Annotated in this window: 14 protein-coding genes and 1 pseudogene; 9 read left to right on the top strand and 6 right to left on the bottom strand. The window is 58.0% G+C overall.

Annotation, left to right across the window (positions count from 1 at the left end; genetic code table 11):
- Positions 1-66: 66 nt before the first annotated feature.
- The 6 genes from ACOTTU_RS23875 to ACOTTU_RS23850 form a co-directional block, all read right to left on the bottom strand.
- Positions 67-1,347 (bottom strand): amidohydrolase family protein, encoded by a 1,281-nt coding sequence (locus ACOTTU_RS23875; protein WP_425661864.1) that lies wholly within the window; start codon positions 1,345-1,347, stop codon positions 67-69.
- Entirely contained in the window at positions 1,347-2,291 is a 945-nt protein-coding gene (locus tag ACOTTU_RS23870; RefSeq protein ID WP_425661862.1) for an ABC transporter permease, read from the bottom strand. Before ACOTTU_RS23870 ends, ACOTTU_RS23875 begins: the two co-directional genes overlap by 1 nt.
- A gap of 1 nt (position 2,292) precedes the next feature.
- Entirely contained in the window at positions 2,293-3,342 is a 1,050-nt protein-coding gene (locus ACOTTU_RS23865; RefSeq protein WP_425661860.1) for an ABC transporter permease, read from the bottom strand.
- A complete protein-coding gene (locus ACOTTU_RS23860) occupies positions 3,332-4,864 on the bottom strand; it encodes an ABC transporter ATP-binding protein (RefSeq protein ID WP_425661858.1) in 1,533 nt (510 codons plus the stop codon). The genes ACOTTU_RS23865 and ACOTTU_RS23860 overlap by 11 nt, the downstream gene beginning before the upstream one ends.
- 5 nt (positions 4,865-4,869) lie before the next feature.
- Entirely contained in the window at positions 4,870-5,886 is a 1,017-nt protein-coding gene (locus ACOTTU_RS23855; protein ID WP_298922322.1) for a BMP family protein, read from the bottom strand.
- A gap of 197 nt (positions 5,887-6,083) precedes the next feature.
- Positions 6,084-7,106 (bottom strand): LacI family DNA-binding transcriptional regulator, encoded by a 1,023-nt coding sequence (locus ACOTTU_RS23850; RefSeq protein WP_298922323.1) that lies wholly within the window; start codon positions 7,104-7,106, stop codon positions 6,084-6,086.
- Positions 7,107-7,250: 144 nt separating this feature from the next.
- Here ACOTTU_RS23850 and ACOTTU_RS23845 point away from each other — a divergent pair, with 144 nt between their 5' ends.
- From ACOTTU_RS23845 to ACOTTU_RS23805, 9 genes and pseudogenes are all read left to right on the top strand, one after another.
- Positions 7,251-7,433: a hypothetical protein gene (locus ACOTTU_RS23845; protein WP_298922331.1), complete on the top strand. Its 183-nt coding sequence runs from the start codon at positions 7,251-7,253 to the stop codon at positions 7,431-7,433.
- Positions 7,434-7,456: 23 nt separating this feature from the next.
- Positions 7,457-8,605 (top strand): TRAP transporter substrate-binding protein, encoded by a 1,149-nt coding sequence (locus ACOTTU_RS23840; protein WP_425661855.1) that lies wholly within the window; start codon positions 7,457-7,459, stop codon positions 8,603-8,605.
- Positions 8,606-8,721: 116 nt separating this feature from the next.
- Entirely contained in the window at positions 8,722-9,234 is a 513-nt protein-coding gene (locus tag ACOTTU_RS23835) for a TRAP transporter small permease (protein WP_298922325.1), read from the top strand.
- An 11-nt stretch (positions 9,235-9,245) separates the two neighbouring features.
- A complete protein-coding gene (locus ACOTTU_RS23830; protein WP_298922326.1) occupies positions 9,246-10,574 on the top strand; it encodes a TRAP transporter large permease in 1,329 nt (442 codons plus the stop codon).
- A 12-nt stretch (positions 10,575-10,586) separates the two neighbouring features.
- Positions 10,587-11,894 carry a histidinol dehydrogenase gene (gene hisD / locus ACOTTU_RS23825; protein ID WP_298922327.1) on the top strand — a complete coding sequence of 436 codons (1,308 nt, stop codon included), beginning with the start codon at positions 10,587-10,589 and terminating at the stop codon, positions 11,892-11,894.
- On the top strand, positions 11,887-12,648 hold the full coding sequence (locus tag ACOTTU_RS23820; protein WP_425661852.1) for an SDR family NAD(P)-dependent oxidoreductase: 762 nt from the start codon (positions 11,887-11,889) through the stop codon (positions 12,646-12,648). Before hisD ends, ACOTTU_RS23820 begins: the two co-directional genes overlap by 8 nt.
- Complete coding sequence (locus ACOTTU_RS23815) at positions 12,645-13,625, top strand: zinc-dependent alcohol dehydrogenase (RefSeq protein ID WP_425661850.1); 981 nt, start codon at positions 12,645-12,647, stop codon at positions 13,623-13,625. Before ACOTTU_RS23820 ends, ACOTTU_RS23815 begins: the two co-directional genes overlap by 4 nt.
- A gap of 30 nt (positions 13,626-13,655) precedes the next feature.
- Positions 13,656-14,069: a universal stress protein gene (locus ACOTTU_RS23810; protein ID WP_298922330.1), complete on the top strand. Its 414-nt coding sequence runs from the start codon at positions 13,656-13,658 to the stop codon at positions 14,067-14,069.
- 49 nt (positions 14,070-14,118) lie between these two features.
- A pseudogene (locus ACOTTU_RS23805) lies at positions 14,119-14,263 on the top strand (sulfopyruvate decarboxylase subunit alpha); the annotation flags it as partial.

The following is a 14,263-nucleotide window of genomic DNA, read 5'->3' as shown; positions in this document are numbered from 1 at the left end:
ATGTACAATGATCGAAGCTGGGGGAACATATGATCTGGAACCCGACAAGGGTTCTTCAAACGGGGATCACGAACCCGGCTGGTGCCGCCGACTCACCCTGTCGGGACGACCTGCCAGATTGAGCCGGGCATCCGCGCGCGGTGTCTCGCTGATGACCTTGCCCTTGGCCACAACCCATAGGCGCGGCGCCCGCAGACGCAGCGCCTCGACCGGCGAGCCTGCGTCAAGCACGACCAATGAGGCGTCGGCACCCAAATGCAGACCATAATCCGCAAGCCCCATCGTCCGGGCGTTGTTCCTTGTGACCATTTCAAAACAGGTGTGCATTTCTTCCGGACTGGTCATCTGTGCCACGTGAAGGCCCATGAAGGCCACGTCCAGCATGTCCGCCGTGCCAAGCGAGTACCACGGGTCCAGAACACAATCCTGCCCCCAGCCGACATTGATGCCCATGGCCAACATTTCTTTTACCCGCGTCAGGCCGCGTCTTTTGGGAAAGGTATCGTGACGTCCCTGCAAAACGATATTGATCAGGGGGTTGGGAATGGCGTTGATTTCGGCTTCTGCCATCAGCGGCAGGAGCTTGGACACATAGTAGTTGTCCATGGAGTGCATTGAGGTCAGGTGGGAGCCCGCAACCCGCCTCTGAAGGCCAAGACGCGTGGTCTCAAAAGCAAGTGTTTCGATATGTCTGGAATTGGGATCGTCGGTCTCGTCGCAATGCATGTCCACCTGCAACCCCCGCTGAGCTGCCAGCTCGCAGAGTTCCCGGACCGAGGCGGCACCATCCGCCATGGTGCGTTCGAAATGCGGAATACCGCCCACCACATCAACCCCCATGTCGAGCGCCCGAATGGTATTTTCGCGCGCCGTCGGATCGCGGTAAAAACCGTCTTGTGGAAAGGCGACCAATTGCAGGTCGATGTAGTCTTTGACGGTCTCACGCACGTGCAAAAGGGCTTCGACCCCGAGAAGACGATCGTCACATGTATCCACATGACTGCGGATCGCGAGCAACCCCATGCTGGCGGCCCAGTCGCAATAGGCCAGCGCGCGGGCGACCACGTCTTCCTGTGTCATGACCTGCTTGAGCTCACCCCATAGGCCGATCCCCTCCAGCAGCGTTCCCGAGGCGTTGATACGTGGAATGCCATAGGACAAGGTCGCGTCCATGTGAAAATGCGGATCCACAAAGGGCGGGCTGACCAGATCGCCGTTTGCCTCCAGAACCGTACCGGCTTCTGCGTCATCCAGTGGTGCCATTGCGGCAATCTTGCCACCGGAAATGCCGATATCGGTAGCTGTGCCATCGGGCAGGGTGCCGCCTTTGACGATCAGATCGAACATCAACGTTCTCCTTTATTGAAGGGTACCATGAGCGCTGCCGGGACCTGCGCTCTGCGCGACATGGCCACGAGCGCAAGGATGGAGAGGATATAGGGCATCATCAGGAATATCTGGTAGGGAATCTCAGCGCCGAACCCGGTTTGCTGAACCCGGATTTGCAAGGCATCGAAGGCGGCAAAGAGTATGGCGCCAAATACGGCTTTGCCGGGTCGCCATGATCCGAAGACGACGAGCGCGATGCATATCCACCCCCGACCATTGACCATTTCGAAGAAAAAGCTGTCGAAGGCTGACATGGTCAAAAACGCGCCCCCCATGGCCATGAGCCCACTGCCAAAAATGACAGCGCCCATACGGATCGCAGTGACGGAAAGTCCTTGCGCGGCCACGGCGGAAGGGTTTTCACCCGCTGCGCGCAAAGCAAGGCCAACGGGTGTGCGGTAGAGCATCCAGGCGACCGCTGCCGCCAGCACAAACGCCAGATAGGTGAATGGGGTCTGTGCAAAAAGCGCGGGCCCAAGCAATGGGATATCTGCCAGCAGCGGAATTTCATAGGGCTGGAAGGCGACGATCTTTGGTGGCGTTGTCACCTCCGGCAGGGCAAGGCGATAGGCGTAATAGGTGCTCGACGTTGCAAGCAGGGTCACACCCAGCCCGACCACATGCTGTGAAAGGCCGAAGGGCACGGTAAGCACCGAGTGCAGAAGGCCGAAGAGCATTCCCACCACCATGGCAACCGCGACGCCGATCCAGAGCCCGGTACCCGCGTAGACGGCCATCCAGCCCGCAAAGGCACCTGCGACCATGATGCCTTCGATGCCAAGGTTGAGCACGCCCGCACGTTCACAGATCAATTCTCCCAGTGTCGCGAAGATCAGCGGGCTGGCGATGCGAATGGCCGCTGCCCAGAAACTCGCCGTCAGGAAGATGTCGAGGATTTCCATATCAGTCTCTCACCACGCGAAAACGGGTCAGCAGGATCGCCAGCACCATCAACAACAGCGCCATCGCCAGCATGATGTCGGCGAGATATGTGGGGACCTCGGCGGCCCGGCTCATGCTGTCGGCGCCGACGAATACCCCTGCCACAAACAGCGCCGCAACGATCACGCCCAAGGGGTTGAGCAGGGCAAGCATGGCAACGATGATCCCGGTGTAGCCAAAGCCCGGCGACAGATCGAGGGTCAGGCTGGCTTTGAGGCCCGCAACTTCGGAAAATCCTGCGAGTGCGGCCAGTCCGCCTGAAAGCAGCGCGGTTTTGACAAGAACGCGGTTGACGGGGATGCCCGCAAAGGCGGCGGCTTCGCGGTTCAGACCCACGGCGCGCATTTCGTAACCCAGCGTGGAGCGGGTTTGAATGATCCAGATTGCCACTGCGGAAACGAGCGCGAGGATGAACCCCCAATGCAGGCGCAACCCGTCCAGGATACGCGGCAATCGCGCCTCGGATATGACACGGGCGGACTTTGGCCAGCCCATGCCCATCGGGTCCTTCAGTGGTCCTTCGAGCAGCAGGGAGATGAATAGGAGAAAGATGAAGTTCATCAGCAGCGTCGTGACAACCTCATCCACTCCGAACCGTGTTTTCAGCAGCGCGGGTACCAACAAGAGAACGGCCCCCGCAAGTACGGCAGCAATGGCCAATGTCACCAGCAGCGGGAAGCTGGGCCAGGGGAGCAGCCCGGTTCCCAGCAGCACGGTCATCAACGCCCCGGCATAGAGCTGGGCTTCCGCGCCGATGTTCCAGAACTTCGCACGAAAGGCCACAGCCGCGGCGAGACCGGTGAAAATCAGCGGAGTGGCCCGGTTCAGGGTCTCCAGCAGGGCGAACTTCGATCCGAAGGCACCGTTGAGGATCAGGCCCAGAACCGAAAATGGGTTGGCTCCGGCGATCATGGCCAGCAATGACGCGATTACCACGGTCGTGCCTATGGCGAGCGCGGGTGGGAATATGCGACGGGCGGACGAAGGATTGGTTATGGGTTCAAGACGCATGCCGGACCTCACCCTTGCCGGACATCCAGAGGCCCAATTCAGCCGGGGTCATTTGTCCACGCTCGAAAGCCGGTGACAGACGACCATCAGCGATCACGTGAATGTAGTCCGATAACGCCATGATTTCATCCAGGTCTTCTGAGATCAGGAGCACTGCCGCCCCCCGGTCCCGAGCCTCCAGAAGCTGGCCGTGTACGTAGTGAACGGCGCCGATGTCCAACCCGCGGACGGGTTGATTTGCCAGGATAATCTGAGGATCAGCTTCGAGGACCCGACCAAGGATCAGCTTTTGCATGTTTCCGCCGGACAGCAAGCGGATCGGGGTATCCGCTCCGGGGCAGCGCACATCGTATTTGTCGATAATCTCGTTTGCAAAGCGGCGCGCACGTGTCCAGTCCAGCCACCCCTTGGTGCTGAAAGGGTCATTTGCGTATCGCTCCAGAATGGCATTTTCGGTCAGATCAAAATCGGCAATCGTGCCCGTCTTGTGTCGATCTTCTGGAATGCGGGCAATGCCTGCGTTGACCGCATCGCGCGGGGTCCAAGAGGGGACGGGTGAGCCATTGAGAACGATTTTTCCGTTGGTCGGCGTGCGCATACCCCCCACGATGTCCGCGAGGGCTGCTTGTCCGTTACCTGAAACGCCGGCAAGGCCGATGATCTGGCCTGCCCGCAAAGACATGGAAACGGACTTCAGCCCTGGCGCGCTGCCAATGTCCGGCGTTGAAACAGTTTCCAGTGTCATCAAGGCTTCGCCGGCATGTGCCGTCGACACTTCGGGCGGCTCCGCTTCGGCACCCATCATCATCGCGGCCAGTTTTTCCTTGGTGCTTGTGTGGGTATCGACACCGCCGACAAGCTTTCCATGGCGCAGAACGACCACGCGCTGGGCAATTGCCATGACCTCGTGGAGTTTGTGAGAAATGAAGATCACCGAGAGACCATTGGCGATGGCTTGCCGCAGGGTTGCAAACAAATCCTCTGCTTCCTGCGGGGTCAGGACCGCCGTCGGTTCATCAAGGATCAGGATTTTCACATCGCGGTAGAGTGCTTTAAGAATTTCAACCCGCTGCCTTTCGCCGACACTCAGGCTGCCGACCCTCGCGTCAGGAGCCACCTTGAGGTGGAACTGCTCCGACAACGCCTCGATCCGCGCGCGTGCGTTCGAGCGGCGCAGGCTGAAGGCCGTGAGCGATCCGGTCCCCAGCGTGATGTTTTCCTGCACGGTCAGATTATCGGCCAGCGTGAAGTGCTGATGCACCATACCGACGCCGGCCTCTAGCGCTGCGCGGGAATTGCCCGGCGGCAGCGTCTTGCCAAAAACTTCAACGGTGCCCTCGTCGGCCGTGTATTGGCCAAAGAGGATGTTCATCAAGGTTGTCTTGCCAGCACCGTTTTCGCCCAGCAGCGCGATCACTTCTCCGCGGTTCAGGGAGAAGCTGATCGCGTCATTCGCGACCAGCGTCCCAAAACGTTTCGTGATGTTGTTCAGGCGAAGAACAGAGGCTTTGTCCGAGGCCATTTCGCTCAGGACGATTTCGGCTCTTCGTCGTTAATCTCGACCGAAAAGCTGCCTGACTTGATCTCTTCGGTGCGTTTGTTGACCAGTTCCAGTGCCGCGGCGGGCACTTTTCCGTCGAAGGTTCCCAAAGGTGCAAGAGTTGTGCCCCCTTCCTTCATAAAGGAGTAAATACCGTAATCGGCGGCGGTGAAAGAGCCCTCCTTGACGGCGGCGATGGCTGCATCCAGCGTTGGTTCAAAGTGCCAGATGGCGGAGGCAACAACGGTCTCGGGATATTCGGATTGGGTGTCGATCACGTTCCCAATTGCCAAGACACCTTTTTCCTTGGCCGCATCCGACACGCCGAAACGTTCCGCGTAAAGCATGTCAGCGCCGTTCTCGATCATGGCGAAGGCGGTTTCCTTGGCCTTGGGCGGATCAAACCAGCTACCGATGAAGCTCACCTGAAACTTGATATCCGGGTTCATTTCGGTGGCGCCTGCCATGAAGGCATGCATCAGCCGGTTGACCTCGGGGATGGGGAAGCCGCCCACCATGCCGATGTTGCCGGAGTTGCTCATCGCGCCGGCAATGATGCCTGACAAGTAAGAGGCGTCCTGAATATAGTTATCGAACACCGAGAAATTGGGCAGGCCTGCGTCTTCCTTGAAACTGGATCCCATCAGGAAGGCCACGTCAGGGTAATCGGCGGCCACTTCCCGCGCTTCTTGCTCGGCGCCGAATACTTCACCGATGATCAGCTTGTTGCCAGCTTCCGCATATTCACGCAGGACACGCGCGTAGTCGGTATTGCTGACGTTTTCAGAGAATGTGTAGGAGATATCGCCACGTTCCTGCGCGGTTAGCGCTGCCTTGTGGATGCGGCTGACCCACTGCTGTTCGACCGGAACGGTATAGATGCCCGCCGTCTTGATCGGCTCTGCCGCGAAGGCGCGATGCGTACCGACCGTTCCCGCGATCAATGCAGTACTGGCGGTTGTAGCCAGAAAACGGCGACGGCTGATTTGATTCGTGCTGGTCATTTGATATCCCCCGATTTATCTGCCGGATGCTGGACCGGATTTGACCAATTGGTCAAGTATTTCTTCGCTCGAAACGGATCAGGGCGATATTTGTCTGATCACTGCTCAACAAGTGACCATGAATTCTTGACCCGCTTTGATCAATGTCGACATGCGACCTTGGAGCGGATCAGCGATTAGCCGGATAACACCCATTTCTAGCAGCAGACAGGTCCCAAAGACTCTCGCAGCTGAATTGAACTGTCGAGTTCAACCGAAATGCCCGGGCTGGTTTTCTCAACCATCGAGATCAATTCAATGGCCGCTTTTCGCCCCATCTCACGGTGAGGGACATGAACCGTGGTCAGTTGCGGGGTCACGATGCGGGCCAGCTCAATGTCGTCAAATCCTGTGATCGACACATCGCCGGGGACCTGCAAGCCCATTTCCCGAGCCTGACGCAGCGCCCCAACCGCAAGAACATCGTTACCGCAGATGACCGCCGTCAGATCCGCGTTCGCTGACATCAACCGGCTGAAGGCGATGGCACCATTTTCAATCTCGTAAGGTGTCTCAATGATTTTCAGGGTCTCAGGGGGCAGATCGTTGGATGCAACGGCGTCCTTCACGCCCTGAAGGCGTTGAACCGCACGATCATTGCCTCGGGTTATTCCCGAGATAACGCCAAGACTGCGGTGCCCCAGATTCAGTACCTGCTGGACCAGCGCGGACATTGACGACCGATTGTCAAAACCGATGGAGGGTTGTTCGCTGTCAGCGCTGAAAGCCCAGGCAACAAGGGCGGGCACGTCTTGCCGCTTCAGGTAGTCGTATAGTGATTGATCCCGGTCATAGCCGATCAGCAACAGGCCATCGGCACCACGTGCGACCAATGCACGTATTTGTTCTTCTTCGATGTCGGGCTGGTAGGCGGAACTTGAAACCAGCAAGGTGTAGCCGCGTCTGCGTAGCTCCTCTTGAAAAGCCTGAATACCGCGCGCAAAAATCGCGTTCTCCATGGTCGGAATAATCGCCCCGATTGTGAAAGTTCGCTGGGCTGCCATGACGCGCGCGCCAAAGTTTGGCGTATATCCAAGTTTTTTGACCGCCTTCATAACCTTGTCTCGGGTCTTTTCGACAACGCGGTCGGGGGAGTTCAGGCAGCGTGAAACAGTCGCGGTTGAGACGCCGGCAATCCTGGCAACGTCGTCCACCGTGGGGACAGATCGGGTGTTTGGCATGATCGGTCCTGTACAATCGTTCCTCGGCGCGACCCTAGCACATCCAGAACGATTGAAAAGTTGGTCAAAAATGTAATGGCTTGCATTTCAATTTGTAAGCGCTTACAAATTTATCTGAAACCAACTCATCAGGAGTATTTTTTCATGTTTCTCGCAGCATCGGTCGCGGTCTTTATCGTCTACTTCGCCAATGTTGCCTTGGGGGCTTTCGCAGGAAGCGCTTTTTTGGGGGACGTTGGGGAGATGTTGGTTTTGTTTGCGGCATCCATTCTGTTTGTTGTCGCGATTTTGAAAAAGGAAGCTGACCGTAACAATAATGGCGGCTGAAGGTCCATCGGGAGGACACATCAATGACACAAGAACGTAACGAGATTGCGTCGGCATCACGCCGCAACTTTCTAAAACTGGTAACGAGCGGCGGATTCACCGCGGCCATGGTCGCCGGTGCCGGGGGCATGCTCTGGTCTTCCAAGGCCGTCGCGCAAACGGCTAATGAAGAGCGCGATCGGGAAAAAGCAGCCGAGCATGTCATGACCATTGCAACGGCCTATGTGCTTGGTGCGTCGCGCAGCTATCCGATCATGCAACTGGACCTCAAAGAAAACATCCAGAATGCGACCAACGGCAAGGTCTATGTGAAGCTGGCCCCGGGTGGCCAACTCGGTGCGGGTGGCTCGCTGGTGCAGAAAGTGCAGGGCGGAACCATTCAGGCCGCACAGCATTCCCTGTCGAACTTTGCGCCATTTGCGTCGACTGTTGACTTGATCAATATGCCTTACCTGTGTGGTTCGAACCAGCGGTTCACCAATCTTGTGACGTCTGACTACTGGAACACCGAAGTCCATCCAAAGGTCGAGGCTGCAGGCTTCAAGGCGTTGTTTTACGTCAACATCGACCCGCGCGTGGTTGCTGTACGCAAGGGTGGTGCAGGGGCGGTTCTGAGCCCCGGTGATCTTTCGGGCGTGAAGTTCCGGGTCCCGGGTTCCAAGATGTTGCAGCAGTATTACCGCATGGTCGGGGCCAACCCGACGCCAGTGGCCTGGGGTGAAACGCCTTCTGCAATCAAGCAAGGGGTGGCCGACGCGCTTGATCCTTCCGTCGGCGCTCTGTTTGTCTTCGGCTTCAAGGATATCCTGAGCCATGTGACCTTCACCCAGGCAGTTCCCGACAGTCAGGTTTATTCCTGTAACCTGGAATGGTTTAACTCCATGCCCGCCGACATTCAGGAGGGGATCATGTGGGGTGCCGAAATGACGGCGCACCAGAACCTGTCCAAGGTGCCTTCGGCGCGCGCCTACGCAATGGCGGAGCTGAGCAAGGCCGGCGTTGAATTCCACTCGCTGAGTGACGATCAGCTGGGCGAATGGAAAGAGGCCGGCGGTTACCAACGCACCGAATGGGATGAGTTCAAAACTGAGCTTGCCGGGTCCATGGACGCCTTCAACAAGCTGGAAGAAGCCGCCAGCACACAAGGCAAATACTACGTGCACGACGCGTAACAACTGACGCGGGCGTCCGTCGGGTCGCCCGCTCGTTTTCTTTTCAGTCAAAACCGGAACGAACCCGCGCGATAGCGCCGGGGCTGGATCGGTTTTGCCAAAAGACAGGGTGATTTATGAAATTTTTCCGCCGAATAGACCGTGATGCCGAACGCTGGTTGTTGCTGGTTTTTTACGTGATGCTGGTCATTACCATGGCGATCGAAGTCCTGCGTCGGGAAATATTCTCATATTCATCCATCTGGGGCGAGGAGATCGTGCGGTACTCCTTCATATACCTCGCCTGGATCGGCGCAGCTGCCGCGGTCAAGGAACGTGCGCACATCCGCATTGACGTGCTGATGCATTATCTGGGGCCGCGCCCCAAGGCGCTTTTGTACATTTTCGGCGACCTCGTGATGTTCGCTGTGGCAATCGTCGCTCTCTATTACTCCTACGAAACAGTACATGTCTCCGCCAAGTTCGGGTCAGTCACCGATGGCCTGCGCATTTCCAAGGTCTGGTTCCTGATGGCCGTGCCGGTGGGTTTTGCCCTGATGATCTGGCGGCTGCTGCAATCCTTCGCGCGCGATTTCAAATCCCTCAAAGATGGCACGGCCGTTTTTGAGGGCGACAAGCTGTTTGATTAAGGAACGTCGAAATGCTCTGGAATACACTTAACCAAACAGTCGAATTGGGGTGGGACTTCTACCTGCCCGTAATCATGTTCGTTGCTCTCATCGCTTTGGCGGTGCCTGTATGGGCCGCCATCGGAGCGGCAGCCATTACAATGCTGCTCATGTCCGGCGATCTGCCGCTGAGCCTTGTCGGCGAAAGCCTCTTTGCCGGGATTGACGCCTTTGCCCTGACGGCGGTGCCGCTCTTTATCCTGACCGGCGACGTTCTGGTGCGCACGGGCCTGTCGCGCAAATTTCTTGACGTAGCCGAGGCGCTGACCTGTTTTGCAAAAGGCGGGTTCGGGTCGGCCACGGTTCTGGTCTGCGGTATGTTCGCGGCGATTTCGGGATCGGATGCGGCGGGGGCAGCCGCGGTGGGTCGTATGACCATCGACCGGCTTGTCGAATCCGGCTATCCGCGCCCCTATGCTTGCGCGCTGGTGGCTGCTGGTGCCTGTACCGGTATCCTGATCCCTCCTTCGATTGCCTACATCATCATCGGTCTTGTGCTGGGCATATCCGCGTCAACACTGTTTTTGGCGGCGTTGATCCCCGGTCTGGCTATCCTGGCCGCGATCCTGATCACAAACCTGATCGTCAACCGGATTTATGCTTACGAAGGCGGCGGTATGCTGACTTTTGGAGAATGGTTTGCCAATCTGCGCCGGTCTCTTGCCTCCGGCTGGTATGCGTTCATTGTTCCCGGCATCATCTTCTACGGCATTTTCTCGGGCCGGCTGACACCTACCGAGGCTGGGGCTACCGCGGTCGTCGTGACGATCATCATGGGATTTGTTCTGGGGACCCTGAAACTCGCGGATTTCCCGGCCATGCTGGTCAGTTCTGCAAAGGTGAATGGGGTCATCCTGCCGATCATCGCGTTTTCCGCGCCTCTGGCCGAAGCGCTGGCGATCATGGGCGTGCCCCAGGGGTTTGTAACGTCCGTCACGGGTTTGACCGACGATCCCTATATCCTGATCCTGCTGATGATCGGCATCCTGATTGCTGCGGGTTGCGTTATGGAGACAACGCCAAATATCGTTATTCTGGCGCCGATCCTTAAACCGCTTGCGGATAATATCGGGATGAATGAAATCCAGTTCTGTATCATGATGATCACAGCCTTGGGTGTCGGTTTCATCACACCCCCCTTGGGTCTCAACCTGTTTGTGGTCTCCGGGATCACGGGCGAGTCGATCCTCAAAATTGCGGCACGCGCGGTACCGTTTGTCCTTTGCATGTTCGTTGTTGTCTTGATGATCGCTTACATTCCTGCGATTTCAACAACATTCCTGCCGGACATTTACAAATAGGATATATCGAAAATGACCCGTGAATATCTCAAAAAGGCGACGCTGACCGCTGAGTCGGATGCTTCGGAAACACATGAAATCGTGAAAACAATCCTCGCCGAAATCGAGGAGGGGGGGGATGCAAAGGCGCTGGAATATGCCAAGAAATTCGACCGTTACGAGGGCAACGTCCTTTTGACGGCCGAAGAGATCGAGGCCGCCTGTGCGCTGGTGCCGGAAAAGCTGAAACAGGACATCCAGTTTGCCCACGATAACGTCCGGCGCTTTGCCGAGACGCAGAAATCGACCGTGTCGGATGTGGAAATCGAGATCGTGCCGGGGGTGATCGCGGGCCAAAAGGCCATCCCGGTAGATGCCGCCGGGTGCTATGTCCCGGGTGGACGCTATAGCCATATCGCAAGCGCTATCATGACAGTAACCACGGCAAAGGTCGCCGGATGTCACCACATCACCGCTTGCTCGCCACCGCGCCCCGACGTGGGGGTGAACCCGGCGATTGTCTATGCGGCACACATCTGTGGCGCCGACAAGATCATGGCCCTGGGCGGCGTGCAGGGTGTGGCTGCCATGACATTTGGCCTGTTTGGTCTGCCCAAGGCCAACATCCTTGTAGGCCCGGGTAATCAGTTTGTCGCCGAAGCAAAGCGCATTCTCTTTGGCCGCATCGGCATCGACATGATTGCAGGACCAACGGACAGCCTGATCCTCGCGGATGCAACGGCTGACGCTCATATCGTCGCGACAGATTTGGTCAGCCAGGCGGAGCACGGTTACAATTCACCGGTCTGGTTGGTCACCGATGATCGGGCACTTGCGGAAAATGTAATGGCGCTTGTGCCGGGGTTGATCGAGGATTTGCCCGAGGTCAACCGCCAGAATGCGTTTGCGGCCTGGCGGGATTATGCCGAAGTTATCGTCTGTGCGGATCGCGAGGATATGGCGGCCTGTTCAGATGAATATGCGCCTGAGCATCTGACCGTGCAGGCGGAAGATCTGGATTGGTGGCTGAGCAAGCTCACCTGCTACGGCTCGTTGTTTCTGGGCGAGGAAACCACCGTGTCCTACGGCGACAAGGCCACTGGCACCAATCACGTTCTGCCCACGTCCGGGGCCGCCAGCTATACGGGCGGGTTGAGCGTGCACAAATACATGAAGATCGTCACCTGGCAGCGCGCCACGCGGGAAGGGTCCAAACCAGTGGCAGAAGCCACGGCACGGATCGCGCGTCTGGAAGGGATGGAGGGGCATGCGCGGGCTGCGGACGTGCGTCTTGCCAAATACTTCCCCGACGAGGAATTCGATTTGACCGCCCATGGCTGATCCGCGCCACCTGTTTGATCTGACCGGCCGCGTCGCCTGCGTTACCGGGGCAAGTTCGGGCCTGGGGCGTCGGGCGGCCATAACACTGGCTGCCGCCGGAGCAGAGGTGATTGGCGTCGCACGCAGGCCTGATGCCTTGCAAAGCCTGAAAGACGAGATCAGGTCCTCTGCGGCGGTCGTCGTGGCGGATGTCGCGGACCGGGGAGCGGTTCCGGCGTTATGTGCCGCTATCTGCGCACCCTTTGGTGACCCGGACATCATCGTACATGCGGCCGGTGTCAACACCCGCGAGGCTGCCGACGATGTAACCCCGGATGGTTGGGACGCGACCCTTGCGCTGAACCTGTCAGCGCCCTTTTTCATCTCGCAGGCGCTGGTGCCTGCGATGCGCAAGAAAGGATGGGGACGCATCGTGAATTTTGCGTCGCTGCAAACAACGCGCGCTTTTCCGGGTGGCATCGCCTATGGCGCCACTAAAGCCGGTGTCGGCCAGTTGACACGTGCCATGGCCGAAGCGTGGTCACGTGACGGCATAACCGCAAATGCCATCGGGCCGGGGTTTTTCCCGACCGAACTGACACAGGCTGTTTTTGACAATCCCGAAAGGTCGGCGCGTAACGCGGCACAAACCTGTGTGCATCGCAACGGTCGGATGGAAGACATTGATGGCCCCTTGTTGTTTTTATGCTCGCAAGCGTCAGGATATGTCACGGGCCAAATACTGATGGTTGATGGAGGGTTCACAGCAAAATGAAGGCGCTTGTTTATGAGGGAGTGGAGACACTTGTGTTTCGCGATGTCCTTGATCCATTGCCTGGGCAGGGCGAAGAACTGATCCGGGTTGAGGCCGTGGGTATCTGCGGATCTGACATGCACGCCTATCTGGGCCACGATGCCCGCAGGCCCGCGCCTTTGATTCTGGGTCATGAAGCGGCGGGGGTCATAGAGGGCGGCCCGCGTGATGGCGAGCGGGTGACCGTCAACCCGCTGGTCAACTGCAGGTCGTGCAAGGCATGCGAGACGGGTCGGGAAAATCTATGCCCCGGCAGGCAGATCATATCCATGCAGCCGCGTGAAGGCGCATTTGCGCAGTATATTTCGATGCCGCCGCAAAATCTGGTCAGTGTTCCTGAGGACACGCCCTTGCAAAAGGCGGCGCTGGCTGAGCCATTGGCGGTGAGCTGGCATGCGGCGAGACTGGCAATCGGCGCTCTGCACGGACAGGCGCAGCCCCGCGCTTTGGTCATCGGTGGTGGTGCCATTGGATTGGCGGCAGCGCTGGCACTGAAGGCAATGGGCGTCGAAGACCTCACCATTGTCGAGCCCAACGACGGACGCCGCGCGTTTCTCGCCAGAACATGCGGGCAGCACGTCACGGCTCAGGCGGAAGGTCAGTATGCGTTGGTGATTGATGCGGTGGGCTACGCGAGCACGCGCGCAACAGCATCCGCCCATGCTGAACCGGGAGGGGTGATTGCCCATGTCGGGCTTGGCGAAGACAAATGTGGGCTCGATGTGCGACGTATGACGTTGCAGGAGATTACCTTCATCGGTACCTATACCTATACCGCTCAGGATTTCCGCGACACGGCCCAGGCGATTTTTGATGGTCGGCTTGGCGCTTTGGATTGGGTCGAAGCGCGCGCGCTCAAGGACGGTGCCCAAGCCTTCAGGGACTTGCGTGCCGGCAATGTCGCCGCCCCCAAGATCGTGCTGGATCCCTGGAACTGATCAGCGGACCCGCAATAATGGAGAGAACAGATGTATAGAAAAATCCTTGTGCCGATGGCCCTCGACCACGGCATTTCCCCCAATACCCTTGAAGTTGCCAAAGCCTTGCAGGGCGAGGGGGCGGAGATCATCGCCCTGCATGTTTACGAGGCGGTTCAAGGGTCGGTGACGGCCTATCTTGATGAGGGGACCATCAAGGCTGGGTTTGATCGTGCGAAGGAAAAGCTAAACGAGAAGCTGGCAGATATCCCGGAGGCAAAAGCAGCGATTATTCAAGGGCATTCCGCCCGGGCCATCATCGACTATGCAGATGCCAATGGAATCGATTGCATTGTGATCGGCTCTCACAAACCGGGATTGAGTGATTATTTTCTGGGCTCCACCGCTGCCCGTGTCGTGCGGCATGCGCCCTGTGCGGTACATGTGATCCGCAACACTCACTGAAAACTCAAGCGCCCGCGGATCACGTCCCCGGGCAGAAAGGCGTCCCCCCATGAGCATCGACAAGAAGATCGTAGATGATTTTGTCCGTAATGGCGTTGATTTTGTGACGACCGTGCCGTGCAAGCAGTTGGCGGGGGTTATTGACGAGATTGATGCGCGGGCGGAGATTTATCACATCCCGTCGAACAAAGAAG

The organism is Roseobacter sp. EG26, from assembly GCF_049830555.1.
GTDB lineage: Bacteria > Pseudomonadota > Alphaproteobacteria > Rhodobacterales > Rhodobacteraceae > Roseobacter.
The sequence above is the reverse complement of the archived record's forward strand: the minus strand, read 5'-3'. Positions and strand labels throughout refer to the sequence as shown.

Excerpts from the sequence above, each read along its gene's own strand:
- ACOTTU_RS23875 (WP_425661864.1), bottom strand. The coding sequence starts at position 1,347 with ATGTTCGATCTGATCGTCAAAGGCGGCACCCTGCCCGATGGCACAGCT.
- ACOTTU_RS23870 (WP_425661862.1), bottom strand. The coding sequence starts at position 2,291 with ATGGAAATCCTCGACATCTTCCTGACGGCGAGTTTCTGGGCAGCGGCC.
- ACOTTU_RS23865 (WP_425661860.1), bottom strand. The coding sequence starts at position 3,342 with ATGCGTCTTGAACCCATAACCAATCCTTCGTCCGCCCGTCGCATATTC.
- ACOTTU_RS23860 (WP_425661858.1), bottom strand. The coding sequence starts at position 4,864 with ATGGCCTCGGACAAAGCCTCTGTTCTTCGCCTGAACAACATCACGAAA.
- ACOTTU_RS23855 (WP_298922322.1), bottom strand. The coding sequence starts at position 5,886 with ATGACCAGCACGAATCAAATCAGCCGTCGCCGTTTTCTGGCTACAACC.
- ACOTTU_RS23850 (WP_298922323.1), bottom strand. The coding sequence starts at position 7,106 with ATGCCAAACACCCGATCTGTCCCCACGGTGGACGACGTTGCCAGGATT.
- ACOTTU_RS23845 (WP_298922331.1), top strand. The coding sequence starts at position 7,251 with ATGTTTCTCGCAGCATCGGTCGCGGTCTTTATCGTCTACTTCGCCAAT.
- ACOTTU_RS23840 (WP_425661855.1), top strand. The coding sequence starts at position 7,457 with ATGACACAAGAACGTAACGAGATTGCGTCGGCATCACGCCGCAACTTT.
- ACOTTU_RS23835 (WP_298922325.1), top strand. The coding sequence starts at position 8,722 with ATGAAATTTTTCCGCCGAATAGACCGTGATGCCGAACGCTGGTTGTTG.
- ACOTTU_RS23830 (WP_298922326.1), top strand. The coding sequence starts at position 9,246 with ATGCTCTGGAATACACTTAACCAAACAGTCGAATTGGGGTGGGACTTC.
- hisD (WP_298922327.1), top strand. The coding sequence starts at position 10,587 with ATGACCCGTGAATATCTCAAAAAGGCGACGCTGACCGCTGAGTCGGAT.
- ACOTTU_RS23820 (WP_425661852.1), top strand. The coding sequence starts at position 11,887 with ATGGCTGATCCGCGCCACCTGTTTGATCTGACCGGCCGCGTCGCCTGC.
- ACOTTU_RS23815 (WP_425661850.1), top strand. The coding sequence starts at position 12,645 with ATGAAGGCGCTTGTTTATGAGGGAGTGGAGACACTTGTGTTTCGCGAT.
- ACOTTU_RS23810 (WP_298922330.1), top strand. The coding sequence starts at position 13,656 with ATGTATAGAAAAATCCTTGTGCCGATGGCCCTCGACCACGGCATTTCC.